The following is a 26,966-nucleotide window of genomic DNA, read 5'->3' on the forward strand; positions in this document are numbered from 1 at the left end:
AGACAAATCTAACAAGGTAGATTTGTCGTATCTAATTTGAAAATCGTACCAACTCCATGAAATTTATTTATTCTTTAATTCTCGTTTTAGTCCTTCTGGCGCATGAGTCCATTGGTCAAAATCAAAAACTAAGAGGAAAGGTTTTTTTTAATGGATCGCCAGTTGAGTTCGCTAATGTGTATGTGAAGGGGCTGTCGATTGGTGCTGTCACGGATGCTGAGGGATCTTTTTCCATTCAGCTTGCAGAGGCTGGTAATTACACTGTTCAGGCATCCATGGTAGGCTATCAGACTGCCCAAAAGCAAGTGAAAATTCCACAGGCTCAACTTTCTGAATTGGTTTTTGAGCTCGAAGAAATGGATGGAGGACTAGACGAAGTGGTCGTGAGTGGGACGATGCAAGAAGTATCAAAGCTCGATAGCCCGGTGCCTGTAGAGGTATATACTGCTAACTTTTTCAGAGCTAACCCTACACCTTCAGTTTTCGAATCCTTACAGAATGTAAATGGCGTGCGGCCGCAGGTCAATTGTAACGTCTGCAACACCGGGGATATCCATATCAATGGGTTGGAAGGACCTTACACTATGGTATTGATCGACGGTATGCCGATTGTGAGTGGTTTGGCAACGGTGTATGGTTTGACCGGAATTCCACAGGCGCTGATCGATCGAGTGGAAGTGGTGAAAGGCCCGGCATCTACGCTTTATGGTTCTGAAGCCGTTGGAGGATTGATCAATGTGATTACCAAAAAACCTGAATTAGCTCCCTTGGTATCAACAGACTTCTTTGCGACAGGGTGGGGAGAAATGAATTTGGACTTAGGATTGAGATCGAATTGGGGTGAAGCTATTCAGTCGCTTACAGGTGTAAATGCTTTCTATTATGACAATCCCATTGATAATAATGGGGATGGGTTTACGGATGTCACCCTTTCTAAGAGGATATCTTTTTTCCAAAAAATCAACGTTCAAAGATCAAATAACAAGCTTTTCACTATGGCTGGAAGGTACGTATATGAAGACCGCTGGGGTGGTGAGATGAATTGGACTAGTGCGGATCGTGGTGGAGATCAAGTGTATGGAGAAAGTATTTATACTAGCCGCTGGGAGACTTTTGGTACCTGGCAGTTGCCAGGCTCTGAGCATGTCAATTTCCAGTTTTCAGCTAATGGGCACAACCAAAACTCTGTTTATGGGACGACCATTTATAAAGCTGATCAGTACATTGGTTTTGGTCAGTTGACTTGGGCAAAAACTGCTCAAAAGCACGGCCTATTACTTGGAATGGCCTATAGATACACTTTTTATGATGATAACACAGGGGCTACCTCTGATCTACTTTCTAGGGAAAACAACCCTTCTGTTATTCATTTGCCAGGAATTTTTATCCAAGATGAAATTAAATTTAATTCCAATCAAAGCTTATTGTTAGGTGCTCGATATGATTATAACTCCATACATGGATTTATCTTTTCACCACGGTTAAATTACAAACTCTCCTCGGATGACAAGAGCCTGGTTTTTAGGTTATCTGCTGGAAATGGCTTTCGAGTAGCCAATGTTTTCACGGAAGATCATGCAGCGCTAACTGGAGCAAGAGAAGTGATTTTCGAAGAAGAATTGAAGCCGGAGCAAAGCTGGAACCTCAATGCAAACTTGGTGAAGAAAATCTATTCAGATAAGGGCGTTTTTATTGGGCTAGATGGTTCAGCATTTTACACTCATTTTACTAATCGTATTGTGCCTGATTATGAGACCAATCCCAATCAGATTATTTATGCAAATCTAGATGGGACGGCAGTTTCAAAAGGAGTTTCGCTAAATGTAGATGCTGCTTGGCCAAATGGTTTTACTGTAACTGCTGGAGGAACACTTATGGATGTGAGTATAGAAGAGGAGGGAATCACAAGGCGACAATTGCTTACAGAGCGGTTTTCAGGGGTTTGGTCAGTGGGTTATGAATTCTTTCGCTTAGGACTCACGGTTGATTACACCGGGAATGTGTACAGTCCTATGCGACTTCCATTACTTGGTGAACTGGATGATAGGCCTGAATATTCTCCTTGGTACAGTCTTCAGAATATACAGTTAACAAAATCGATAGGAGAAAAGTGGGAAGTTTTTGGTGGGGTGAAAAACCTGTTGAATTTCACGCCTGCGGCAAATTCTATTGCTAGAGCTTTTGATCCATTTGATCGGGGAGTTGACTTTGCGCCTGATGGTTCGGTAATTCCTACTCCGGGAAATCCAAATGCCTTGACTTTTGACCCAACTTATGTATATGCACCTAATCAGGGGATCAGAGGGTTTTTGGGAGTGAGGTTTACGGTTTTGGATTGAGAGTAATTTGCCACGGAGATTCACAGAGGACTACTGAGAGAGTTACACAGAGATTAAAAACAGGAAAGGGGCGAAAAATCTTTCGCCCCTTACTTTTTATCTAAATCAAATCTTCTCAGTTACCGAACCACATTTCAGCATTTTGTCACCGAAATAAGGGTTTCTGATTTCTTCTGAAAGACTCAGCCAATTTGCTCCCTGATTTCCATTAGCCATTGGGCAATGCTGTAGGAATAAGTTGCCAGAAGTTAATTCGCTGTTTTTTGCTAGTGTGATCATTTGCTCAGAAAGATTGTCAAATGAATCTCGCTGCACTTTTGGGTCGGTGCTTGCCGCAATTTTCTCTACCTCTGCTTTGATGGAAGTATGGGCATCATCCGTCAAAAGGGCTGCTAATTTCTTGGCCTCGGTACTTACTTTTTCACCATCAGTAGCTACCAAAGCATCTTTTAAAGCCAAGTACGCATTGAAAATTTGCGTAGTAGATTCCTCTTTGAAAGCAATTGTGACAGTGGGTACTTCTTCTTCGTTTGCAGTTACTTCCTTGATTTCAGGATTTTCTACACTTTCCAGTTGTGATTGATCATCAGTGGGTTTACTGGAGCAGGCAATTGAAAGAGCGATTACTAGGCAAAGGGCAAGTTGTGTTCTAAGATTTTTCATGTTTAGGAATTGTTTGTTGTATGAAATTAATTGATGGTTTTCGTTACTTCTCCGCAGGTCAGCATGGCTTTGCCAAAATAGGGATTCACTATTTTTTCATCTAAGCTCAGCCAATCTGCACCTCGGTTACTAGCTGCCATGGGACAATGCTGCACGTATATTTTGACCGACAAAGGATTGAAATTCTCAGCCATGTCAAGCATTTCATCTGAAATACCCAGGAATGATTTTCGGATTTCAGCCAGGTTTTTTTGAGATTTGATTTGACCAAGTAAAGTTTTGATCTTAGCTTGGTAGTTCATCCATCCTAGGAAGGCATCGCCTTTGAACTCGGACATAGTAACTTTTTCCAGGGATCTAAGCATCGTTGTCGCGGTGGATTTGGCCCCTGCCAAATCATCTTGAGCCAGCGCATTTTTGAGCTTGAAATAGTTTTCAAAAACTGGTTTTAATTCATTTTTAGATTTGGAAGATAGTTCCACAGAACCTGAAGAAATTTGTCCTGTCATTTCCATTTTCACTTCAGACATTCCTCCATGATTATGTCCTGTCATCGCTGCTCCTCCATCAGGAGACATCATGCTTGGTTTTCCTGCCAGCTGAGCCGCTGCATCGATGCTGAAGGTTCCATTGACCGCGATTTCTTCTCCTGATTCTAACCCAGAAGTGATCACATATCCTTCACCTAAGGCTGGGCCAAGGGTAACTTCCCGAAGTTTGAATGTAACAGCTTGATTGGTCACGTTTTTCACATACACCACAGATCTCTTTCCTGTCCACATCACAGCCGTTTTTGGCACTACGATGCTGTTGGCCTTGAATGATCCTTTGGTTCTTACGTTTCCAGAAACAAACATTTCTGGCTTAAACTTCAGATTAGGATTACTGACTTCCAGCCTTGCTTTGGCAACTCGGGTTTGTGGATCTATCATCGGATCGATGTAACTCAGCTTTCCTGAGAAAGTCTCTCCAGGAATTGACTGCACAGTAAAGTCTATCTGATCACCTTTTTTCACCCATTGCAGATCTGACTCATAGACATCAAATAGCACCCAGACTTGGCTAAGATCTGCGATCTGATAGATAGGTTCTCCGCGATTTACATAGTCTCCCAGATTCACCATTTTTTCAGTTACGTAGCCAGAGACATTAGCTAAAATTGGTAGTTGATCGGTCACTTTTCCTGTAGTAAGAATTTGTGAGATCTGAGAATCAGTCAGCTTCCAGTTTTTAAGTTTTTCTTTAGCTGCATTGAAAAGCGCAGGCTGAGTGTCTTTGATCTTTTCTGCTTGAAAAAGCTCCTCCTGAGCGGTAGCCAATTCTGGTGAGTAGATTTGTCCTAATACCTGTCCTTTTTGGACATATTCCCCGGTAAAGTTGACTGACAAATTCTCTATCCTACCAGGAATATGAGCGGATTGGGTATAATTCTGACGTTCGTCTTCTTGGATTTTTCCATTTAGACGGATGGACTTAGTCGCAACCCCATTTCCTACGACAAGTGATTGAACCCCTGCCAACTGCATTGCAGTAGGGGACATGCTGATGGACATGGGATCGGCGTCATTCGATTCATTTTCCAAAGGAATCAGATCCATACCGCAGATGGGACAATCTCCCGGCTCATTTTGGCGAATCTGCGGATGCATAGAGCAGGTGTAAGTAATAGGGATTCCTGCTATAGACTCTACGTGATCATGTTCATCAGTTTCCACAGTTGGAGCTGAAGAAGGCTTGATCAACCAACCGATAGTTAGCCCCACCAGCAATGTGATGGCTATCAGGACAAATTTGCTCTTGAGTAAATTATTCATTTCGAAGGTTCATTTAAGAACATATTTAGTTTTTCTGGAGCCTTTTGATCATAGCCTCCATCTGTGCGATTTCTTTCTTCTGTGCTTCTATGATATCCTGTGCTAGTTTTTGCGCCTCTGGATCTTGAAGATGCGCTTTTTGGCTTACCATGATTGCTGAGGAGTGATGAGGGATCATGGCTTTCATCCACTGTACATCTGCGATCATAGTTTGATTTCTCAGCATGGTGAGTGTGCCGATGAAGATGATTACCGCAGAGGCCAAGATTATATAGTTGGCCTTTTTGTTTTCATACATTTCCCACATAAACAGCATCATGGAGATTGCCATTGGAGCAATCATCAAAATGGTCATGTAGGTTCTGGTGGTACTAAGCATCACATGCTCGAATACGTCTGCATTCAAAAACATGACTCCATACATAATGACAAAGGAAACTGCCATCATTGCTGCGAATTTTACATAGCTCTTGCTTTTCATAATTAGTAGGTTTTAGCGGTTACATAATTTATTTGAGCCAGGGAAGTCTGGTAGGCTACCATGGCTTTGAGTTTCATTTTTTGGAATTCCAGCAGTTGCTGCTGTACTCTTAATACCTCTTCGAAGTCTTTCCCTGAATTGCTATAGCCAGTATAAAGTAGCTGTAGCGTTTGCTCTGAAGTCAGGACTTGCTTCTCATAGAGTGAGATCAAATTCTCCTGGATCTGCAAATCTGAAGAGTAGCGGTAAAAAGTGCCATAGAGCTTGTTATTAAGCTCTGCCTTCTCCAGTTCGTAGGATTCCTGCATAAGTTCTGCTTCCTTCTGAGCTCCCTTATATTTCCCTCGGAAAATTGGCAGGCTCATCGTGACCATTGGCATCAAGACATTCTGCCCGTTATCTGGTATGGCCATGTCTGTTCTCTCACCAACGATTACATAGTCTATACCAGCTCCAAGCTTTGGCATGCCCTGTTTTTGGGCAACCAACACAGAGGCTTCACTGGCTTGGATTTTTAGGTTTATGCTCTCTAGCAAGGGATTTGTTTGGATAGAATCGGGTAAAATCATCCGATCAATTGTCGATATTTCCAGTTTTTCCGAGATCTCAATTGATGCATCATGGGATCTAGAAAGGAGAGAATTGAACCATGAATTGCTGCCTATTATTTTCATTTTCAGCACCTCAATATTCGTCTTCGAAGCTTCGATCATGATATCTACTCGTAGCGCATCTGCCAGGGAACCTTGACCATTTTCGAATTTGGAAGTAGCAAGTGAATAATAGGTTTGCAAAATCCTCAAATTTTCCTCCTCAATAGCAATCAACTCGTGAATCTCAAGCAGGGGATAGTAAACGGCTGCCAATTGATTATATAGCTGATTTTTAGCATCCAGAAATTCCTGATACTTTGCCTCGGCTAGTAAGGATGCCACATCTTCATGTGCACGTAAGGTGCCAAACCATGGAAACATCTGAGTTAAGGAAAAACGTGCATTCTGAGGACCAACTCTGGTTTCAACTGGAGATATGAAATATCCAAAGCTTAGATTAGGATCTTGTAATGATCCAACTTGTGGGATTTTTTCCAAGGCAGCTTCGAATGCCTTGTACTTGGCTTGAAGGCCGGGATTATTCTCGGCGCCTATTCGGAAATAGTCTTCTAAGCTTTGCGGAGCAGCTGAGAAACTAATCCCAAGCAACAGAAGAAAAGAAAGTGTGATGGTTCTCATGATCAGCTTTTTTTAAGTTTTCTTTCTTCCCGAATGGAATACAGCACGGGTACGATAAAGTAGGTGATAGCCGCGACGATCATTCCGCCGAAAGCTGGAATAGCCATAGGAATCATGATGTCAGATCCTCTTCCTGAGGAAGTGAGAATCGGTAGTAGCGCGATAATGGTCGTAGCAGAAGTCATGACTGCCGGCTTAATTCTACGCTGCCCAGCTTCTACGATTGCCATGCGGATTCCCTTGAGGTTGTCGGTTTTGTTGCGTTTAAAGCTTTGATCCAAGTAAGTAGCCATCAGCACCCCATCGTCTGTGGCGATGCCAAAGAGTGCAATAAAACCTACCCAAACAGCCACACTGAGGTTGATCTGATGAACTTGGAAAAGGTCCCGCATATTTGTCCCAAAGAGATCAAAATCAGCGAACCAGCTTTGTCCATAAAACCAAAGTGTGATAAATGCGCCCGAGAAAGCCATGGCGATCCCGGTGAAGACCATGAGGGTGGTGGTGACCGATTTGAACTGAAAGTACAGGATCAAGAAGATGATGACCAAAACGGCCGGCACAATGATACTTAGGCGTTTCTCGGCACGAACTTGGTTTTCATAGCTTCCAGAGAATTTGTAAGTAATTCCAGCTGGCACATCCAGCTCACCCGAATCGATTTTACTTTGAATTAACTGTCTAGCATCCTCGACTACAGTCACTTCAGAATTTCCTTCGCGCTTGTCAAAAAGCACATAACCCACCAAGAAAGTCTCCTCACTTTTGATAGCCTGAGGCCCCCGCACGTATTCAAAATCAACGAGTTGACCCAAAGGGATTTGAGCTCCAGTGGGAGTAAAGACAAAGATTTTGGCCAAGCTCTCAGGATCATCTCGTAATTCTCTAGGGTAGCGAACACGAACAGGGAATCGCTGACGTCCTTCCACTGTGGTGGTGACGTTCATTCCTCCTATAGCTGTTTCTATGGTTTGCTGCACATTTTCGATCGTCAGACCAAATCGAGCTATTTGCTCCCGGTTGATATTTAGCTGTAGGTAAGGTTTGCCTACGATTCTATCTGCGAAAACAGCTTCTTCTTTGACAGATGGCACCTGCTTTAGAATATTTTCCAGTTGTATGCCGAAGTTTTCGATAGTCTGCAAATCTGGGCCATAGACTTTGATTCCCATGGGTGCTCGCATACCCGTCTGGAGCATGACTAATCGAGTTTCTATGGGCTGAAGCTTCGGTGCGGAAGTGATTCCCGGGATTTTGGTGACAGCGATGATTTTATTCCAGATGTCATCCGGAGATTTGATTTGCTCGCGCCAGTTTCGGAAATACATGCCGTTTTCATCAGGAATCAAACCTTTTGTAGGCATGTTTTGAGCGATGGCATCTGCATTGGACAGCGTGTCTCCAGTAGAGAAAATGAATCTATTCTCAGCATCAGTTTTAAATCGTTGTTTGTGTCCCTTGGTATTGAGAAGATACTCTGGTTTGTAATTAATGATATTCTCATACATGGAGATCGGAGCGGGGTCCAAAGCTGATTCTGCTCGTCCAAGTTTGCCAACTGTAAGTTCTACTTCAGGGATATTTGTCAGAAGCATATTTAATTGCCCCAGCACTTTTCTGTTATACTCAATACCCGAATGAGGCATGGCAGTAGGCATCAGTAGAAAACTTCCTTCATTCAAAGAAGGCATAAATTCCTTTTGCATACCGGGGAAAGTATGAACTAGACTTGACCAAGGTTTACTTGATTGAATGTCCCAACCAAGTAGATTTGTGGACTTTGGTACAAAGCCAAAAATGGTATTGAATCCAAGCCAAACGGTAGCCCCCACGAAAATGAGGACAGCTGGAATAGTCAGGAAAATAGCTTTGTGATCCAGGCACCAAGTCAATACCCGTTTGTAGTTGTATTCCAGCAAGGTGAATGATCCTAGTATCAAACTGACCAGTATGGCTACGAAAATCACATTGGAAATAAGAGAATGTGAAGCGCCAAGTGGCAACCAATAGGTCGCTAATAGCCAAACCACACCAACAATTGCCAGAATAATTTCCAATTGGTTGTATATAGAACGGATGCGAGTTGGGATATCAATAGACTCTTTTTCGACATAGATTTTGGCGAAGGAAATAAGGCCAAATAACACCAACATTATACCCGCCCAAGTGTAACCATAAATCAGTGCTACAAATCCTAGAATTAGCACTAAACCATTTCCCATAAGCTTGAAGCGGTTTTTTTTGATTTGAAAACCAAAGAACACATGAGCCAGCATTGGCAGTATAAGCAAGGAAACGATCAATGCAGCGATAAGGGCAAAAGTCTTGGTATAGGCTAGAGGTCCAAATAATTTTCCCTCGGCTGCCTCCATGGTGAAAATGGGAATAAAGCTCACGATAGTGGTGGACACGGCGGTGAGAATAGCGCTACCTACTTCGGAAGATCCCTTGTAAATGGTAGTAATTAACTTCTGCTCGGGAGGAGCTTCATCTATGTGCTTGATAATATTTTCGGAAAGTATAATCCCCAAATCCACCATGGTACCGATCGCGATTGCGATTCCTGATAGTGCCACTATATTCGCTTCTACACCAAAAAACCGCATGGCTATAAAGACCATCAGAATAGCAATGGGCAATAAGCTGGAGATCAAAATGGAAGCACGAAGGTTGTACACCATTACAATCACAACCAGAATAGTGATTAGGATCTCTAAGGAAAGGGCTTCCTCCAGCGTTCCCAACGTTTCCTGAATCAGGGTAGATCTATCGTAAAATGGAACAATGGTCAATTGGCTTACACGACCATCTGCTAAGGTTTTTTTAGGAAGTCCAGGTGCTATTTCTGCGATTTTATCTTTCACCTTGTTGATGACCTGAAGTGGATTTGACCCATAGCGTGCGACCACTACACCGCCGACTACCTCAGCGCCGTCCTTATCCAACAGACCTCTTCGGTTGGCAGGACCTAGGCTTACTACTCCTATGTCTTTTATCCGGATCGGGACATTTTGCTCCACAGCCACTACGGCCTCTTCTAGATCTTCTACCTTTTTGATGTAACCCAAGCCTCGTACTAAGTATTCAGCTTGGTTGATTTCTATGGTTTTTGCACCTACATCCCGATTGGACTGCTTGACCGCTTCCATGACTTTCATCAAGGGAATATTGTAAGCTTTGAGTGCGTCGGGATTTACATCGACTTGATATTCCTGTACAAAACCACCGATGGAAGCCACTTCTGAAACTCCCTCTACGGCATTCAACCCATATTTCACAAAGAAATCCTGAACCGTTCTGATCTCATGAAGATCCCAGCCCCCAGTTGGATTTCCTTCTTCATCCCTTCCTTCTAGCGTGTACCAATAGACTTGACCTAGTGCTGTAGCATCTGGGCCAAGCCCTGGCTGAACAGCTTCTGGAAGTAAACCCGCTGGTAAAGAGCTGAGTTTTTCGAGAATTCTTGATCTAGACCAATAAAATTCGGTGTCTTCGTCAAAGATGATATAAATACTAGAAAACCCGAAAATGGAGGAACTACGAATGGATTTCACTCCGGGAATTCCAAGTAGATAAGTAGTAAGTGGGTAGGAGATTTGATCCTCAATATCCTGAGGAGACCTTCCTGGCCACTGGGTGAAAACGATTTGCTGATTTTCACCAATATCCGGAATTGCATCCACCGGAACTGGGCTAGAAGGAAGAGCGCCTACTTTCCAACCGAATGGAGCTGTTACTATTCCGCCTACGATCAAAGCGATCAGTAGAAGTACAGCAACGAGTTTATTTTCAAGAAAAAACTTGATAATTGAGTTAAGCATCATTTAATCCTGGTAAAGGAGAAACTAAAAAGAATAGCTAAGTGGTTGACTACCATTAGCTAGAAAAGGTCGCATGACCTACTTACCAGAAAGTATTAAATCAAAAAAGACTGATACAGCACTGTATAGTCTTGGGGTATTAACGGGGGAGAAGGCGAAGGGGAACTGGCATACGCTGCTGGAAGAGTCTCTACTCCAAAGATAAAAACCTGCGTGAAGGCAGCTATAAAAATAAGTTGTGGAGCATCGACGCTAAGATTTTTAAGATTGCGTTCTGTCTCCTGATGAAAGAATTCAAATTGATCCTGACAGCACTCTAGGGGGTCAATACCTTTGGAGGACTCAGAAGCGTCGTCCGAAGTATCCATTTTCATCCCACAGTTGAGGTGCTTGGTAGCAATTCCAAACTTAACCAACATTTCCTCACCCATGCAGATATGGCTACTTTTTGCCAAACCGATGTTTGCAAAAAGTAGTACTACTGCGAGCGCTATGGAAAACGATTTTTTCAACTTCGTAAAGTTACGAAATATTCTGATTGAGGGTTTTGCTTACTTTTCATCTCCATCCGTTTCAAAATACAGATGATAATGCTTGCTGCATCCGGGGTTGAAAGCTGCGGTACATTTTGGACAAGTATTTCCGCTGGACTGATATTCTGAGATGGTTAATTCTGAACCACAGACGCCACAAAGAATCGCTTTGGAATCAAATTCAGCTTTCGGCCATACTTGAGGTTTGTGGTCTGCTTCTTCCTCATGACAGGAAAAACATGGATAATACTTCTCACAGCATTTAAACTTGATCGCAATCACATCCAGTTCAGAGTGCCAGTGCTGACAGCGGGTCTGGTTGTCCACTGTTTTCCCATACACATTCACACCTTTGATGGTCGATTTCACGATGGGCAAAAGTGGCGTTTGCTGAGACATGGCTTGGCTTGAAAATAATAAGAGTAGGGCAAAGAGGAGAGTTTTCATCAAGTAATTACGGGCGATTGAGCTTCTTTGAAAGTGGAAAGTTATACATTCAAGTTGCTAATTTTAGGATTAAAGCACCGATTTTGAAAAATTGGCTACTCTTATTGAGAAATTTAGAGCGTAGTTTGGCAGTAGGTTTCAAGTCAAAACTTCCAATTTCATGTTAGATTTTTCAATACGCTTTCTGAACAATCAAGTCCAAAAAACAATATGGGATTAGGTTTACTTATAATTTTAGGCTGCTTCGTTCACCGATCTTCTGACTTCTGCCCGTATATCCAAGGGGATTCTGGTTTTGGGCAAGATTGGGGATAATCATAAAAATTAATACCTTAATTAAATGGATAAAATAAGAATTTGGCTGATCTCTAGGTATGAGACTATTGTGAAAAGTATCGCATTTATACCAGGATTGATTAGCATGAGCTTTTTAGTTTTGGCGTTTATGGTGATCACTTTTGATTTTTCTGAGGCGGGTTATCAGATCAAATCCGACATCCCATGGTTATCCATAAAAGACCCATCCACAGCGAGAAGTATCCTGGGGGCAATTGCCGGAGGGATTATTTCGCTTACGGTTTTTAGCTTTTCTATGGTGATGATAGTGCTCAGTCAAGCCGCTTCCCAGATGAGTAATCGGGTGCTGGACAAGCTGATCGGTAACAGGTTTCAGCAGGTGGTATTGGGAATTTACATCGGTACTATCATCTATACTTTTTTTCTTTTTAGTACGATTCGAGAGCAGGAAAACTCCTTTCAAATTCCCTCCCTGAGTATTTTTCTTCTGACCATTATTACCGTTCTGGATATTTTTATCTTCATTTATTTTCTTCATTACATCACGCAGTCTGTGAAGTATAATGTCATCATTGATCGAATCAGATCTTCCACTTTTGATGGGATGAGGGATTTCTGTACGTCAACTGTTGAGGTGGAAGGTCAGCCTGATTTTGCCTCTCTTTCTGTGATAAGAGCATCTACATCCGGGATTTTTGAGGGTTTTGACACGAAGGAAATGAAGGATCTTCTATTCGAAAATAAATGCAGTATGCTGGCGATCTACCCCATGGGAACTTATGTATTGCGAGGTCAACCTATTTTGAAATGCAGTCGAAATCTCGATGATAAGCAGCTAGAGCAAGCAGTTCTGGGGTTATTACTTAGTGATCAGGAATCCACTAATCGCAATTATGAGTACGGATTCAGACAGCTGTCCGAGATAGCGCTGAAAGCACTCAGCCCTGGAATCAATGATCCGGGTACTGCTATTCTCAGTTTGAGGGCCATGATAGATTTGTTTGGATATAGAGCGCATCACTTCCCGCCATCGGTGCTCACTGTGGAGGATACTGATTTTGTGCTACATCGAAGCGAGTTGAGCTTTGATACCTTATTTGAAAAAGGCGTGTATCCAATCTGGGATTATGGAAAAGAGGATAGGATGCTCAGAGATGAATTCAAAGTACTATTAGATCAGCTATTAATGATTACTGTCTCTGTTTCTGTCAAAAAACTGCTGGCTGAGGTGGAGGAAAAAATGATAGAGCATCAGCGCTAATTAGGCTATATGATTATCCGCTTTTCTAACAGTAAGGTGGAATAAGCAAAGTAGCAAATATTAAACTTAAGAATTGAGGCCGCTTCGGTCATCGGTCTTCCAACCAGATAAGCAAGCACAATAAGGTGACTGGCATTATTGCGGATATCATATAGGCTATTTACAAATGTCTCATGAAGGAAGCTGGGTTGTTAGGGGAATTTTTGTGAATAGTAAAATTCTCAGTCTCTACGTAGAGTACTTGTTGGTTTTGTTCTCCAAACTGGAAGATTGTCGTGTTTGGATGCAGCATTAATATAGGAGATTGAGTGGCTTTGATGAACTGGCATTCGCGGTTTCAGTCGGATTTTTAACCAAAGAAAAAAGAACCACCTGCCGTTGCGGAGCTAGTGCCGCTTCAGGTTCATCGATTAAGTAGATACCCTCTGCCTTCAACCTTCCTGCCAGAAATTTCATCGATAGCGCTTTGAGCAAAGTAGATTTCCCAGCGCCAATTTACCCCACCAACGCAGAGAGAGGCTTGTCAAATGATATGAAATCTAATTCCTGAATAGGTTTAAACAAAATGAGAAATTGTCGATCTGAGCCGGAAAGGTGGTAGGATGTGACAGAGGCAGTACCTTTTAGAAGATGAAAGACAGGAGAAATAAGAAGAGGAGAGTGGTGCAGGTGAATAGGGATTTACGCAATTTCAGTTCACTTTTCAGTTTACCAATGTCACAAGGGTTTAGCAATAAATCCTGCTTTAATCACCGTTCTGAAGACTTCATCAGCTGTGATGTCATTAGATACTACGGTGAGGATTCTATCGTCGCTCTGCAAGTCCACTGACCAGGAATCGATTTTTGGTTCAGAATCTAGAAGCGGAGTGACCTTTGCCAGGCAATTGCCACAGGCAATATTGGTTTTGAATTTTTGAGTTTTCATTTGATAGGGATTGGAAGATTTTAAAATTGTAAAATTTAGGTTGTATTTGTCAGGCTGAGCGAAGTTGAAGCCAATTCCGTTATAGCGGGTCCACGACTTCGTTCGGACTGACAGAAATGGTTTGAGTATGTATTGTAATGTATTGCTACTTTTTACTCTTTTGAATTTAGAATGAGCAATGTTGAATTTTGAATAATGACGTTTAGATAGGTTTGCTTTTCAGTCTAAGGCTGTTTAAAACCACCGAAACCGAACTGAAAGCCATAGCAGCTCCGGCAATCATGGGGTCAAGTAGGAAGCCATTAATAGGATAAAGGACTCCTGCTGCTATCGGTATTCCGATCAGATTGTAAATAAAAGCCCAAAAGAGATTTTCTTTTATGCCTTTTACCGTCTGATCTGACAAATTTAACGCTTTGGGAATTACCTCCAGATCTGAGGATATGATGGTCATTTTGGCTACGTCCATGGCGATATCCGACCCGTGCCCCATGGCGATGCTGACATTGGCTTGCGCCAAAGCTTCTGAATCGTTGATGCCATCTCCAACCATCGCTACGATTTTCCCCTTTGACTGTAGATTTTTGACAAAGTCAGATTTGTCTGATGGCATTACCTCAGCTTTGAAATCCGTCAAACCAACTTCTTTGGCTACTGCAGCAGCGGTTTGTCGGTTGTCGCCGGTTAGCATATAGACCGCTATGTCTTTGTCTTTCAGCTTCTGTATCGCTGATTTGGAGCTTGGTTTTATTTCGTCAGAAATCGCCAATATGCCAAGGACTTCTGTCTCATTGGCAAAGAAAATCACTGTTTCAGCTTGCTCACTCCAGGTTTTGGCCAGAGTTTCCAGTTCTGAATCCAGCGCTAGTTGTTTTTCGAGCAATAGCTTTCTATTTCCAACTGAGAACTTTTGTCCCGCTTGATTCTTGGCCTCCACACCTTTTCCAGTTAAGCTTTGGAAATCCTCACAAACGGCTGGTTTTACACCGTTTTGAATTAAATTCTTGCTAACGGCATCTGCTAAAGGATGCTCTGACTTAGATTCAATACCAAGCAAAACGGGAGCAAATTCAGTTTCGATTTCCCTACTTTTCCATTTGATGGTTGAGACAGTAGGTTTGCCAGCGGTGATGGTGCCTGTTTTGTCCAAGATGATTGCATTGACTTGATGGGCTATTTCCAGGCTTTCAGCATCTTTTATCAGGATGTTGTTTTCGGCACCTTTTCCTATCCCAACCATAATGGCAGTAGGGGTAGCTAATCCCAACGCGCATGGACAAGCAATCACTAGCACAGCGACGGCATTCAGAATGGCATGGGAAAGGGCATTTTCCCCTCCAAAAACCATCCAAATGATGAAGGTAAGTATCGAAATAGCGATGACTGTTGGGACGAAAATAGCAGCTATTTTATCCACGAGTTTTTGAACTGGCGCTTTGGAACCCTGCGCTTCCTGCACTCGCTTGATGATCTGGGAGAGCAAAGTTTCACTTCCCACTTTTTCAGCTTTGAATTGAAAACTTCCCTTTTGGTTTATCGTGCCGGCAAAAACCTTTTCCCCTGTTGATTTCTCAACTGCAATAGGCTCGCCACTGATCATACTTTCATCTACAAAGGATTTTCCTGAGGTGACTTGGCCATCTACTGGAATTTTTTCTCCGGGGCGAACTATGATTTCATTCCCTTTTTGTACCTCAGAGATTGGGATTTCCTTTTCCCCATGCTCTACTACTATCTTCAAAGTCTTGGGCTGAAGCCCCATGAGATTTTTGAGCGCTGAGGAAGTTTTGGACTTTGCTTTTTCTTCAAGCATTTTTCCAAAAAGAATAAACGTGATAATCACTGTAGCTGCCTCATAATAGACGTGCGGATCAAAACCACGACTGATCCAAAACTCTGGGAAGAGGGTGTTGAACAAGCTGAAAATAAAGGCGATGCCGGTGCTCAACGCCACCAGGGTGTCCATGTTGACAGTTTTGTTTTTGGCTTGCTTCCAGGCACTGACGAAAAATCGGCTACCAAATACTGAAAGTACAGGTATGGCTAAGGCAAGAGAAATCCACGAACCCGGGCCCCAATGCATGAAAAACATCCCGATAACAAAAATTGGAAGGGTCAAAACTGCTGCACCTAGGGTGTCTCGCTTCAGTTTTCGATAATGGTTTTGCTGGTTGCTTGTGACTGTTTCCTCTACATTCTCTGAGGCTGTGATCAATCCATAGCCCACGGCTGAAAGAGCTGCGCTTAATCCCTCCGGGTCAATTTCGTCTGTGTATTCAATCAGAACTGTATTGGAAGCGAAGTTCACCTGTGCGGATTTGACGCCATCGGTGTAGGTAAGAATGGTCTCTACACTGGACGCACAGGCGGCGCAGGTCATTCCGGTGACTGGAAAAGTTTCTTTATGGATGCTCAAGTTTGTCATCAGTTGGTTAGTCTTGTTTTGACATTACAAACTTAAATAGACTAGGACAGGGAACTGTCATGAAATTTTGTGTAAAAGTTATAAGATTTTGATGTTTAAAATTTATCTATTTAGTTGTAGGAAATGATATCGGGCACTTTAGATTCTTTGCTTACCTGGCTATAGTGTAGGCTGTCGGAGCTTCACCAATTCTTGAGATTATTTTTCCTTTCACAGTTTGTCCCATTTTTAAGTAAAAAAATAAATATGATTATCTGCAATAATGCCAGTCACCTTAGATTCCTAGCTTATCTGGTTGGAAGCCCGATGACCGAAGCGGCCTCAATTCTTAAGTTTAACATTTGCTACATTGCTTATTCCAACTTACTGGTAGAAAAGCGGATAATCATAAAATATGTTAGTCATAGTTGAAAAAGCTTCATGGGTTACCAAAGAGTTTAGATTTTACTCGAGAAAAAACGGAGCTAAAAAGCTGAGATTTATTAATGAGTTGATGAGGTTTTTTCAAAGTTGATCTCAACTAGAAAAGGCCGGGATGTCCCGACCTTTTCTGCTTGAAGAGAATCCAGTTTACTCACTGGCAACGAGTTTTACATCGAGTTCTACCTCATCGTAAATGAGCTTATCTGCCAAGTTTTCAAAGTAGGTGCCAGATCGGAATTTGATATCATAGTGCGTACGATCAAAAGTCAACTTTCCATAAGCTGTTATTTTTCCATCTTTGACATTCACGGTAGCGGGGAAGGTCACTGGCTTTGTGATTCCTTTGATCGTCAGATCTCCGGTCAGCTCGTAATCTTTGCCGTTGCTGGTTTTTGCGTTGGTTAATTTAAAAACTGAAATTTTGTGTTTTTCTACAGAGAAAAAATCATCTGATTTCAGGTGATCGGTTAGTTTTTTATTGGATCCTGGATCTGTGATGTCTTCCACCGTTAGGCTAGTCATGTCCATTTCAAAGGTTCCTCCTATGATTCTACCATTTTTGTAATCAAGCGAGGCAGCTGTGATCGGCACTTTTCCGTGATGTTGACCTGTTACTTTTTTTGCTGTCCAAGTGATGGTGCTTTCTGCAGTATTCACGTTTGCGGATTCTTTTGGAAAAGAAAATGCAGTAAAAGCAGCCGCGAGGATGAGAGATAATATTTTCATGAGCAGTGAATTTGGTTTAATGAGTAAATTTCAAGGAAATGTACGTCTATAGACGTTCCTAGACTTATAAAGTTCTTACTTATTAAAATCTGACGGTAATTTATACTATTGGTATTTTACTTATTTTATTGGTAATTGAAGACTAGTGAAGCGGGTATTTTCGAAGTTAAGCCATCTAGATATTAATTTCAATTCTCTATATTTATCAAGATCCCTCTAGATTTTTGTATGAAAAATTTCCTTCTTTTTCTCTTTTGCTGTATGTCACTTTCTGCTTTTGCTCAACTCCAACCCATCCAATCTGGTGTTTTTCACTGGAATGATCTTGATGCAAAAACCAACGGCGACCGGATTTCAAGACCCATTCTGAAAGGTGTTTCTACTCATTTGGAATATTTGTCGATGCATGCCACTACTCAGGCTGTGGGCGCAGCACCCAGCGCGGCTCATGCTAATGCCGATATTGAAGAATTGCTTATCGTGAAAGAAGGGTTGATGGAGGTGATGATCGATGGGAAAGGGATTCTATTGGGGACAAACGGTGTGTTTTCACTCATGCCGCAGCAGATGCATTCGGTTAAGAACGCGGGTGATACACCGCTTACCTATTATGTGATACGATACCGCTCCAAGAAACCTATGAATATGGAAAGAGCATTGTTGTCGGGAGGTACTATGTTGTTCAATTCAGATTCGCTAGCCTATAAATCTACCGCAGTGGGAGGTGTGCGCTCTTACTTCGATAGACCAACCGCGATGTGCGAAAGGCTAGAGATGCACGTCACTACGCTCGATAGAAAAGTAGCGAGTCACGAACCGCATTCGCACGAGGAAACTGAAATAATTCTGATGATCTCTGGTGAAACTGCTCAGCTTATCGATGGCAAGGAATATACGGCCACTGCCGGTGATTTTTATTTCATGGAATCACAATCCATACATAGCATACGCAACACTTCTGATCTGCCGACCTCATACTTTGCATTTAAGTGGAAGTAGATTTCTCCATTCCCAACTTTAGAAGATAGACTGCTGCATCAGTTTTTCTGCTTGTTTTTTATTTCTAACCATCTTCTTGTATTGCATAAGTTTGAGTATTCTGAGGAATACCTTAAGGTGGATTGATTTTTTTTAAAGTCTTGACTTTTATGATGTTGTCAACAAATTCTGAATAATTAATATGATTATCTGTAATAATGGCAGTCACCTTATATTCCTTGCTTATCTGGTTGGAAGATCGAAGCGGCCTCAATTCTTAAGTTTAACATTTGCTACATTGCTTATTCCACCTTACTGGTAGAAAAGCGGATAGTCTTATGAATTTTCGATGAGATTACTCATTGAAAATAAATGGCTGAGGAGAGAAGCATAAAATGAAAATCAAAATAGCCAGCCATCCTAAAAGTTTTCTTTTCCCATCCAAGGCTTTAAATCCTGATACCTCTGGGTGCTTGATCCCCATGATTCTTCCAAGCAAAAATCCATAAAACAGCCAACCTTGATAGCCTTGCAGGTCAGGTTTGGCGAAGGATATTCCATACTGTACTGCGGCAATACATAGCACCAGGGCAACTCTATTTTGCATCGTCAAGCCAGACTTGCTGAAGCATATAAATAGAAATCCTATGTAGAGCGGTATCCAAAGTGCCAAATCCTCCACAGGAGAATAGGGACTGATCATTCCCATACCCGCATACAGTATAAACAAAGTGTAGGCAGCTAGAGAAATTTCCTTATGAAGCTTGGGAAAAAGCCCAAAAACCACATGCCCTCCATCCAACTGTCCAATCGGGAGAAGATTCAAAGCAGTGAAAAACAGGGCAAGAAACCCTGCAAACAGATAGGGATAATGGATGACTTCCGACATGGCTGGCATGCGATTAGGATCTGCGAAAATCTCGCTAAGCCCCCAAAAAAGTAGATTATTCCCAAGCTCAAAATCTAAAGAGCCTTCAGAGAAACCTTGAAAATCCGGATCTGCATATTCAGGATGAATGGTGTGGATATAGTCTAATTCAGGAAGAGTAGCAAAGCCATATATCAAGACTCCAAGTGCGATCACAAAACCTGATAATGGTCCTGCTACACCGATGTCAAAGAATTTTTTTCGGCTATTAACGAAGCCCTTCATCTGAATCACCGCTCCAAATGTACCGATGGTGGGAATTCCAATAAATCCTAACCAGCCCGGAATGAAATACGGTAGCGTGCATTTGACTTTATGATAAACAGCCAAGAAAAAGTGACCTAGCTCATGGATCAATAAAATTCCTATGAATGGAATGGAAAAGGCCATTGATTTCCAAAAATATTCCCAGGTGAGGAGACTTTCTTCTACGCCTAAAACTGACTTTCCATACACCCATTCTCCACCAGCCAGCGTAGTGGCAATAAGGGTAGTGATAAATAAGAGTCCGTGACGGAAGTATTCCTTATTGCTATACATTCTTGAAATAGTCGAAAATGACTTCAGGACCAGTCACGTGTACGGCTTTAATTCCTACTGCTCTTGCTCCTTCTACATTTGCCTGCAAATCATCGAAAAAAATCACACGGTCACCAGTAGTGCCTAAGTCTCCAAGCATCTTTTCGTAAATTTCTGGGGATGGCTTTGCTAGTCCCATTTCATGACTTAGAAACAACCAGTCCACTAGAGGACCGAAGTTTTCTATGCCATGCTCATTCTGCAAAATTCGATTTACAGCCTCAATATGGATCAAGTTTGTATTGCTTAAGACACCGATTTGAAAATTTTTTCTAAGTTTTGAAATTAATTCTAGCCTTTGAACAGGGATGCTTTTTAGCAAACAATTCCATAATTCATCCACTTTTTGGTCCGCCCATGACTGTTGAAAATAGCTCCTGACCTCCTCACGAAATTGACTGGAATTAATAATTCCTCTCTCGTAATCCTTGTGAAAATCAGTGATATAAAAGCTATCTACTCTGCTGTGAAAATCAGTTGAAACTTCTTCTTTGATGCGTTGGAGAGCTTTTGGATAATCAAGATCAATTATGACGTTGCCTAGATCAAAAATCAGAAAGTCTGCATCGGGGGCATTATTCATTCGAAAATTGGGTTGTGTATTTGCATTCAAATATGTAACATTGCACTCCGAAAACCAAGGTTTAAGGCAATTACAAGTCTAAATCTTAGGTTTTAGTTCGGGCCTATAGCTCATTCGGTTAGAGCAACTGACTCATAATCAGTAGGTGCCTGGTTCGATTCCAGGTGGGCCCACAAAAACCCTCATATAGAAATGTATAGAGGGTTTTTTTATGACCGAATAAAAAAACAACTGACTATCAAGATTCATCGTGACACTAGGTGCTTGGTTCGCTTCCAAGTGGGCACACAAAAACCCTGTTTGCAGTCGATAAACAGGGTTTTTTGTTTTTAACGTACAGTTTGACGTACGCTTTTAAATGAAAAAAACTCCCCGAAGGGAGTCTCGATTATAAATTTCTGTAGGCCAAAATCCCACCGGTTGTGTTTCTGACTTTCGAAAAGCCTTTGGACTCAAGGAATTTCTTGGCATTCATGCTTCTCGCACCTGAGCGACAATGAACCACGATTTCACTGTCTTTGTAGCTTTCTATTTCATCCAATCTAGTTGGAAGATCGGCCAAGGGAATATTTATGGCACCTAAGTTATCATCTTCGTATTCCCACTCTTCTCGGACGTCAAGAAACACGAATTTTTCATTTTTTTCCAATCTGGATTTCAGGTCTTCTACAGTTATATCTTCCATATGATTATTTGACTAAAATTCTATATGATTTCATTCCAGCTTCCGTGACAAGGTTCAAAACATATACGCCAGGTCGCTGTCCATTAAAATTAACAATTTCTCCCGTAGGTGAAAGTTGACGCTCAAGAAAAATCTCTCGGCCAAAAGAATCAAAGACTCTTGCCTCACTGAATCGGCCTTCGAGATTTAGATGGGTTTCTACTGGGTTAGGATAGATCCTTATATTTTCCTCTGGCACCACAGCTACTTCAAAAGGAGCAGTAAGGCTGATGTGCGGTCTAATCATCAATGAACCCTGTATTTCGGTATTTTGAGCCCAAGCACCTACCACATTGTAAAACAGCGTTTCTCCGGTATCATTTACCTTGTCGAGACCCACGTGAAGGAAGTCATCAGTAAACTGAGTAAATCCAATATAAAAATCACCATCCACCCTTAAGTTCGTGTCCAAAGAATAATAAAGAAACTCCTGGCCTGCTTCTTTCACAGAGATGAGATCTTCTCTAGTGAAAATAGGCGGCTGATCTAGCTCTTTCCACACATTAATATCTATGGCTTGATTGGCTTGTTTGGGGTTAGAGAAATTGATAGAAATCCCCTTGATGAAAACTTCTTTCGGCGCCGTGTATTTAACCGCTAATTGTCCTGATTTTTGATTAATCCCCGCTGCATAATCCGCTGATCCATTGTCATAAGCAAAATAGTCTAGGAGTGGGAGCGAAGTTCTCACAGTGTCATTCAGAGCGTAGTTTACAGTGCTATAAAATGTCGTATCCCTGGTCAATAAGTCAACTTCAAATAACAATTCGTCGCCCGTCGTGATAGAAGAAATTATCTCCAGAACAGTTTCGGTTGTAGGTACTGGGATGTTGTCAAACTCTCTACTTTCAAATACTCTTCGTTCTAGGGCGTTTGGTACAGGATTGAAAGGAGTATTTAGATTGATAGGAGTGTTGGTAAACGTTGATGAATCGGTGATAGAAATAGAGTATTCCATCGCTCGAAATCTGTTTTCCAGATTATAGAATTCATTTTGTATAGTGCTCCATGTACCAGATTGATTGCCTTCTAGCAGTTCATAGGGGTAGGCGCCATACTTCCCGATTCTAAGCTCATTCGTTCTAGTCAAGCTTCTGTCTCTATAGAATAAATCATTTGCAGACCTACCATCATTCAGATAGATGTAATCAAGCAACCAGCTGTCAAAGGGGCCAGATTGTCGTCCTTCTGCAAAAAATCTGAATTGGAAATTTGTATGTTGCCAGATAGGTAGAATTTTGATTATTTCCTGGGTAAAAACTTCTTTGTTCAGTTGCGGTCCACCGCGTTGTTGCCAAATAGTTAACCAACTTCCATCTGATTTAAGGATTTGTAAGGTCAATTGATCATTTTCATCAGGAAGCTCGGCCCTGCCCGCAGCCTGCCAATAGAAACTCAAAAAAAGGCTTTCAGTATCGGCTGAATTTAATCCCGTCAGGTCAAATGGCTTAGAGGTTAGGTAGTCGGTATTACCTTGATCAGTCTGAGTTAAAGAATAAGGATTGCCGTTTGCATCCACTCCATCAAGCAAAATCATCCCAAGTGACGGAGCATTCAGGCCGATTGTTTCAGAATATGAAGCTCCTGTTACCGTCCATTTCAGGGTGTCTATTCCTTGGGAAAAATCATCCCAAAACGGAAGCGTGTTTGCATTTGAAGTTCTAGTGTTGAGTAAGGATTCGCTGTGCTTTTTAAACTTTTGATGCTGGATAGGTGCTAACTCCACCAATTGGCCATGAGCCAAAGTCGAGATGAAAAGGGTTGAAATGATCCCTATCATTCGAAATTTATGGAGTGGTTGGAACATGTGCCTACAAATTATCCTTTGCTATCCAAAGGTCTATTAAATCACCTGTTTTCACTTGTTGACCTGCAGGAGGACCTTGTCTTAATACCTTCCCAACGGCTACTGAGTCAGTCTCAAGATAATACTTATTACCCACTCTAAGACTGGAACCCAAAATCAAAAATTCTGCTTCCACTTCATCCATTCCTCTCAGATCAGGCACAGCTAGGATTTGGTTGCCATTTCCGTCACCTACAACTAAGTCAATTCTGGCGCCTTTAGGGATTTCAAATCCTTCACGCACATTCACGCCTCTATATTTTTGTTCCAAAACAATATTGGGAGCGATATCTGGCACGTACACAATGTCTCCTCTTTCTAGTCCCATGTTGGCCAAAATGTCCTGAACATTTTTCAAATGTGTATTGACCAAATTTGGCATTTTAAGCATAGGTGGGTTCTTGGCATTTAGCGTTAGGTAAATAGTTTTTCCACTTTTTACTTGTGCGTTAGCTTCTGGAATTTGCTTTAAAATGGCAAAAGTCTTCAAGTCTGTATTGAATCCAGAGTCAAGAGAAACTTCATATTGAAGATTTGCCCGATCCAGAATGTCGATTCCTTCGTCAAAGGTATAGCCTGACAAATCAGGGACTGAAACCGATTCACCATGATTGGTGTACATAGGAAGGTAGATTTTCAAGAAAAGGAAACCCAGTAAAACTGTTATTCCAAAAATCACTAGGAGGTTAATTAATATCTTTTTCAAAAGTGCTGTTGAATGTAATACCTGAGAAATTAGAAGAGTTAAAGATAAGCGGGAAATTCAATCCTTACAACGAAGCTTTGCTCTAAAACTGATGAAATACAAAGGCAAAAAATAAGCCGAAGAGATTTTCTTCGGCCTATTTTTGATTAATTAATGATTATTCGCCTCGTTTCTCGAATAGTATTGCTAGAAATCGTCACTATAAATACTCCCTTAGAAAACAACTGAGTACTGAATGTATAAGTCTGGTTTAAGGTGCCAGGGTACTCAATTTCCTGTACCAAAGCTCCCGTGCTAGAAATCACCTGAATGGTCACATCTTCAAAGTCAGGTAAATTGAACGCAATATTGAAAACCTCTCGAGCTGGATTAGGATAAATCAGCGACATGCCAACAGCAGGAATCACCGGATTAGGGTTAGCATTCAGGAATAGCTCAATATTATCTAAATAAATAGGTGCATCAGTCAAATTTCCGTTTTCAACTACAAATGCTAGGCGTACGTCAGTTTTACCTGGTCCTGCAAATTCAGTTAGATTCACATATTTTCTAACATAATCTCCGGTAGTATTTGGATTGGCTTCACCTACCGGTACTGTTGATAAATCCGAACCAGTGGCAGTCCATACTTCGCTGTAATTAGTTCCTCCATTTGAGCTAGCCAATACTTTTAGCGTTGTAGTGGAACTCACTTGTCCCGCGGCCAGGTCAAAGAAAATACTTGCTTGTTTACTTACAGAAAGATCAAACTTAGGTGAGCCTAACCAGTAGGATTGATCTGGCGCAGAGGTGATTTGTCTGGCTACGTTATTAGGACCATCGCCTGCTGCTGCAGATTGAATTGTCCATGCACTAGCGTCCTTTTCAGGATTTACAGTCAGCCACGGAGTCAGTGAACCCGAGTTATTGAAATTTTGCCTCCAAGGAGCTTGAATAGAAGTAGCATCTTCTATAATGTATCGGGTAAGGCTATCTGAATTATTTCCGTTCTGATCAAAGTTGGGGGCAGAAGTTCTAAACTTCAAACTGTTCTTTCCATTTGAAGTGGAATTAGGTACGCTTACGTTGAAACTTTCGCCGGGATCTACCGATGTGCCACTTGCTACGAAGGCTTGTGTGGATGTGATATTTGTAGTTCGTGTGAACACAAAGCTAGAAATAGGCAAGTTACCAGTATTGGTCAAAGTGACTATTTCAGTTTCATTTGTCCCATCTGCTATGGGATTAGGTGCGACGAGCGCATCCACACTCATATCATAGAAGAACTCCTCATTAGGTAGAATTCTGATGTTTTTAATATATATATTATTCCCGTATGCATTCTCCGTTATAAAGGCCAGTCGTACGGCTCCCAAATCGGAATAATCATTCAGGTTTACTAACTCCGTCCTGAACTGATTATTATTCGATGGGACAAATTCATCTAAGGTGGCGGCTGTAGTTTCTAGCTGCTGACCTGATTTATTATAAGGTGCGTTTGCCAAGTCAAATGTGTTTCCGCAATCTTGAGAAACTGCTATAATAAGTTTATCTGAAAATCCTGCTTGCTCATATTGAGCGTACGCCATTTCAAATACAAGCTGTGCATTTGGATATTGGGACAAATCAATGATTGGGGAGATAAAATAGTCAAGTTCTCCTGGAGCTTCATATTCATAGTGCTGAATGTAGAGAACATCCTGAGGAACCCCGGAGAGAATTAAATTTCGTTTTTCCCAAGTAACCTGCTCATCGGGATTCGTAATTGTCCACGGAGCTGGGAACGTAGAAAGATTGGTGGTATAGGGCAGACCTACTGCTTGTTCTAGCATGGGATTAACTGTTTTAGAGTTATTTCCCACATTGGAATCCGCCGTGTCATTTGCTTGGGTGATTCTAAACTCTATGTTATTAGAACTAGGTAGCAGGGTGAAGTCGGTGAAGCTAACCGTGCTTCTTTCTCCCGTTTGTAGATTAAATGTGAATCTTTTTGATTCAAGTAGTGCACCGTTTCTTCTAAGTTCTACCACCCCTGATGTCAGGGTATTTTTCCCTGCATTTAGGACTACAATAGAAGGGCTAATCAAAGGATCGCACTCGAAAAGTCCAGGTTGTATGACCTGAGCTATTGCCAGGTCATTATCAGCGAGCACAGGCTCAACGGTCGCTCTGTTGTTCACCAAAGTCACTCTTCTCGGACTATTTCTCAATACCACTTCGAAGCGATCTACCTGACCTTTTGTAAATAAATTCATGCAGGCATCTGGCGTATAGTCCATGTAATTCTGGATCATATCGTCGGAACCGCAACTAAATCTACTGATCGTAGGGCTGCAGGAATTGTTTGAATTGTCTTGCAATGGTGTATCTGCAACGAAGTCATCCACTCCACAGCCACCGTCTCCCCAGATGTGTCGAAGACCAAAGAAATGTCCTACCTCATGAGTAGCAGTCCTACCTTTGGAAGCAGAGACGGCATTTCCTCCTGTACCAAAATACCTGTAATCAACAACTACCCCGTCGGTAATGGAAGAAGTGGGAGCTCCAGCAAGCCCGGGGAGATCTGAAATAGGAAATGATGCATAGCCTATAAATGGAGTTACTAACCTAGTGACATACATATTCATGTATTCATTGGGATCCCATTGGATCAACTGACCGATGACGGTAGCATCGGTATTGGGATCATAGGCAGATTTCGTTCCTTGTGTTCGGGTGATTCCATCGGTAGGTAACCCTGAAGGGTCCTGTTTGGCGAGTACGAATTGAATATTTATCATCCCGGCTGCTGGAAGGAATTGAGCAGGGGTGTTGATCCTATCTGCATTCAAGCGCTGGAAATCTTCATTCAGGATTCTAATTTGTTCCTCTATTTGAACGAGTGGCACGTTGACCGTCTGTCCTAGGGCTTCTCCATTGTGTATAACGTGAACTACAACTGGGATTAGAATAGGTTCCGCATTGAGTCGTGAAAGAATCTGCGGTTGTAAAGTGAGGTCTTCGATTTTATCGTTTATCCAGCTTTCAAAAAATGGTTTTGAACCAAAATAGCCCAATTCCTTTTCCATTTTTTCTTCCAAAATCACATGCCCACATTTTTCTCTATGAGTATGTGAGTTGCTTTGGTTGAGCTGATTTGTGATGTCAAAGGTTTGGAATTGCTGCGCAAAGCCAGTTGAAAACACAAAAAAAACTCCGAGTAGGAGCAGACTGGCTCTAGTGATATCCCGTAAACCTTTTTTCATTAAGAATCT

At 41.8% G+C, this 26,966-nt stretch carries 19 protein-coding genes and 1 tRNA gene; 4 read left to right on the top strand and 16 right to left on the bottom strand.

Going from position 1 to position 26,966, the window contains the following annotated elements:
• The first annotated feature begins 56 nt into the window (after window positions 1-56).
• Window positions 57-2,339: a TonB-dependent receptor gene (locus ABJH64_RS19155; protein WP_348274052.1), complete on the top strand. Its 2,283-nt coding sequence runs from the start codon at window positions 57-59 to the stop codon at window positions 2,337-2,339.
• Window positions 2,340-2,444: 105 nt separating this feature from the next.
• On the opposite strand, the gene ABJH64_RS19160 is transcribed toward ABJH64_RS19155, so the two are convergent.
• The 7 genes from ABJH64_RS19160 to ABJH64_RS19190 all read right to left on the bottom strand — a co-directional run bounded on the left by ABJH64_RS19160 (window position 2,445) and on the right by ABJH64_RS19190 (window position 11,330).
• On the bottom strand, window positions 2,445-3,002 hold the full coding sequence (locus ABJH64_RS19160) for a DUF3347 domain-containing protein (RefSeq protein WP_348274051.1): 558 nt from the start codon (window positions 3,000-3,002) through the stop codon (window positions 2,445-2,447).
• A 26-nt stretch (window positions 3,003-3,028) separates the two neighbouring features.
• Entirely contained in the window at window positions 3,029-4,816 is a 1,788-nt protein-coding gene (locus ABJH64_RS19165; protein WP_348274050.1) for an efflux RND transporter periplasmic adaptor subunit, read from the bottom strand.
• A 25-nt stretch (window positions 4,817-4,841) separates the two neighbouring features.
• A complete protein-coding gene (locus ABJH64_RS19170; RefSeq protein ID WP_348274049.1) occupies window positions 4,842-5,297 on the bottom strand; it encodes a DUF305 domain-containing protein in 456 nt (151 codons plus the stop codon).
• Window positions 5,298-5,299: 2 nt separating this feature from the next.
• Window positions 5,300-6,529, bottom strand: coding sequence for a TolC family protein (locus ABJH64_RS19175; protein WP_348274048.1), 1,230 nt, complete (start codon window positions 6,527-6,529; stop codon window positions 5,300-5,302).
• A gap of 2 nt (window positions 6,530-6,531) precedes the next feature.
• Window positions 6,532-10,350, bottom strand: a complete 3,819-nt coding sequence (locus ABJH64_RS19180) for an efflux RND transporter permease subunit (protein WP_348274047.1) — start codon at window positions 10,348-10,350, stop codon at window positions 6,532-6,534.
• A 95-nt stretch (window positions 10,351-10,445) separates the two neighbouring features.
• Window positions 10,446-10,862: a hypothetical protein gene (locus ABJH64_RS19185; RefSeq protein WP_348274046.1), complete on the bottom strand. Its 417-nt coding sequence runs from the start codon at window positions 10,860-10,862 to the stop codon at window positions 10,446-10,448.
• Between the two features lie 39 nt (window positions 10,863-10,901).
• Window positions 10,902-11,330 (bottom strand): CHY zinc finger protein, encoded by a 429-nt coding sequence (locus ABJH64_RS19190; RefSeq protein WP_348274045.1) that lies wholly within the window; start codon window positions 11,328-11,330, stop codon window positions 10,902-10,904.
• 340 nt (window positions 11,331-11,670) lie between these two features.
• Here ABJH64_RS19190 and ABJH64_RS19195 point away from each other — a divergent pair, with 340 nt between their 5' ends.
• Complete coding sequence (locus tag ABJH64_RS19195; protein ID WP_348274044.1) at window positions 11,671-12,888, top strand: DUF2254 domain-containing protein; 1,218 nt, start codon at window positions 11,671-11,673, stop codon at window positions 12,886-12,888.
• Window positions 12,889-13,605: 717 nt separating this feature from the next.
• Here ABJH64_RS19195 and ABJH64_RS19200 read toward each other — a convergent pair.
• The 3 genes from ABJH64_RS19200 to ABJH64_RS19210 form a co-directional block, all read right to left on the bottom strand.
• The gene (locus ABJH64_RS19200; protein ID WP_348274043.1) at window positions 13,606-13,815 is read right to left on the bottom strand and encodes a hypothetical protein; all 210 of its coding nucleotides are present in this window, start codon (window positions 13,813-13,815) and stop codon (window positions 13,606-13,608) included.
• A 202-nt stretch (window positions 13,816-14,017) separates the two neighbouring features.
• Window positions 14,018-16,240: a heavy metal translocating P-type ATPase gene (locus tag ABJH64_RS19205; RefSeq protein WP_348299320.1), complete on the bottom strand. Its 2,223-nt coding sequence runs from the start codon at window positions 16,238-16,240 to the stop codon at window positions 14,018-14,020.
• Between the two features lie 570 nt (window positions 16,241-16,810).
• Window positions 16,811-17,389, bottom strand: a complete 579-nt coding sequence (locus ABJH64_RS19210; RefSeq protein WP_348273811.1) for a YceI family protein — start codon at window positions 17,387-17,389, stop codon at window positions 16,811-16,813.
• 228 nt (window positions 17,390-17,617) lie between these two features.
• On the opposite strand from ABJH64_RS19210, the gene ABJH64_RS19215 reads away from it, so the two are divergent.
• Window positions 17,618-18,388 (top strand): cupin domain-containing protein, encoded by a 771-nt coding sequence (locus ABJH64_RS19215; protein WP_348273810.1) that lies wholly within the window; start codon window positions 17,618-17,620, stop codon window positions 18,386-18,388.
• A 334-nt stretch (window positions 18,389-18,722) separates the two neighbouring features.
• Here the strand turns inward: ABJH64_RS19215 and ABJH64_RS19220 are convergent, their stop codons facing one another.
• Together ABJH64_RS19220 and ABJH64_RS19225 are read right to left on the bottom strand one after the other, a co-directional pair.
• Entirely contained in the window at window positions 18,723-19,835 is a 1,113-nt protein-coding gene (locus ABJH64_RS19220) for a site-2 protease family protein (RefSeq protein ID WP_348273809.1), read from the bottom strand.
• Window positions 19,828-20,457: an HAD family phosphatase gene (locus ABJH64_RS19225; protein WP_348273808.1), complete on the bottom strand. Its 630-nt coding sequence runs from the start codon at window positions 20,455-20,457 to the stop codon at window positions 19,828-19,830. Before ABJH64_RS19225 ends, ABJH64_RS19220 begins: the two co-directional genes overlap by 8 nt.
• A 99-nt stretch (window positions 20,458-20,556) precedes the next feature.
• Between ABJH64_RS19225 and ABJH64_RS19230 the strand changes: the two genes are divergently transcribed.
• A tRNA-Ile gene (locus ABJH64_RS19230) sits at window positions 20,557-20,630 on the top strand.
• A gap of 215 nt (window positions 20,631-20,845) precedes the next feature.
• Here ABJH64_RS19230 and ABJH64_RS19235 read toward each other — a convergent pair.
• The 4 genes from ABJH64_RS19235 to ABJH64_RS19250 form a co-directional block, all read right to left on the bottom strand.
• Window positions 20,846-21,142, bottom strand: coding sequence for a rhodanese-like domain-containing protein (locus ABJH64_RS19235; protein WP_348273807.1), 297 nt, complete (start codon window positions 21,140-21,142; stop codon window positions 20,846-20,848).
• Between the two features lie 4 nt (window positions 21,143-21,146).
• Window positions 21,147-22,988 (bottom strand): T9SS type A sorting domain-containing protein, encoded by a 1,842-nt coding sequence (locus tag ABJH64_RS19240; protein WP_348273806.1) that lies wholly within the window; start codon window positions 22,986-22,988, stop codon window positions 21,147-21,149.
• A gap of 4 nt (window positions 22,989-22,992) precedes the next feature.
• A complete protein-coding gene (locus tag ABJH64_RS19245) occupies window positions 22,993-23,649 on the bottom strand; it encodes a PASTA domain-containing protein (protein WP_348273805.1) in 657 nt (218 codons plus the stop codon).
• A 230-nt stretch (window positions 23,650-23,879) separates the two neighbouring features.
• Window positions 23,880-26,957, bottom strand: a complete 3,078-nt coding sequence (locus ABJH64_RS19250) for a M43 family zinc metalloprotease (RefSeq protein WP_348273804.1) — start codon at window positions 26,955-26,957, stop codon at window positions 23,880-23,882.
• Window positions 26,958-26,966 lie beyond the last annotated feature (9 nt).

It is taken from the genome of Algoriphagus sp. (assembly GCF_039969895.1).
Classification (GTDB): domain Bacteria; phylum Bacteroidota; class Bacteroidia; order Cytophagales; family Cyclobacteriaceae; genus Algoriphagus.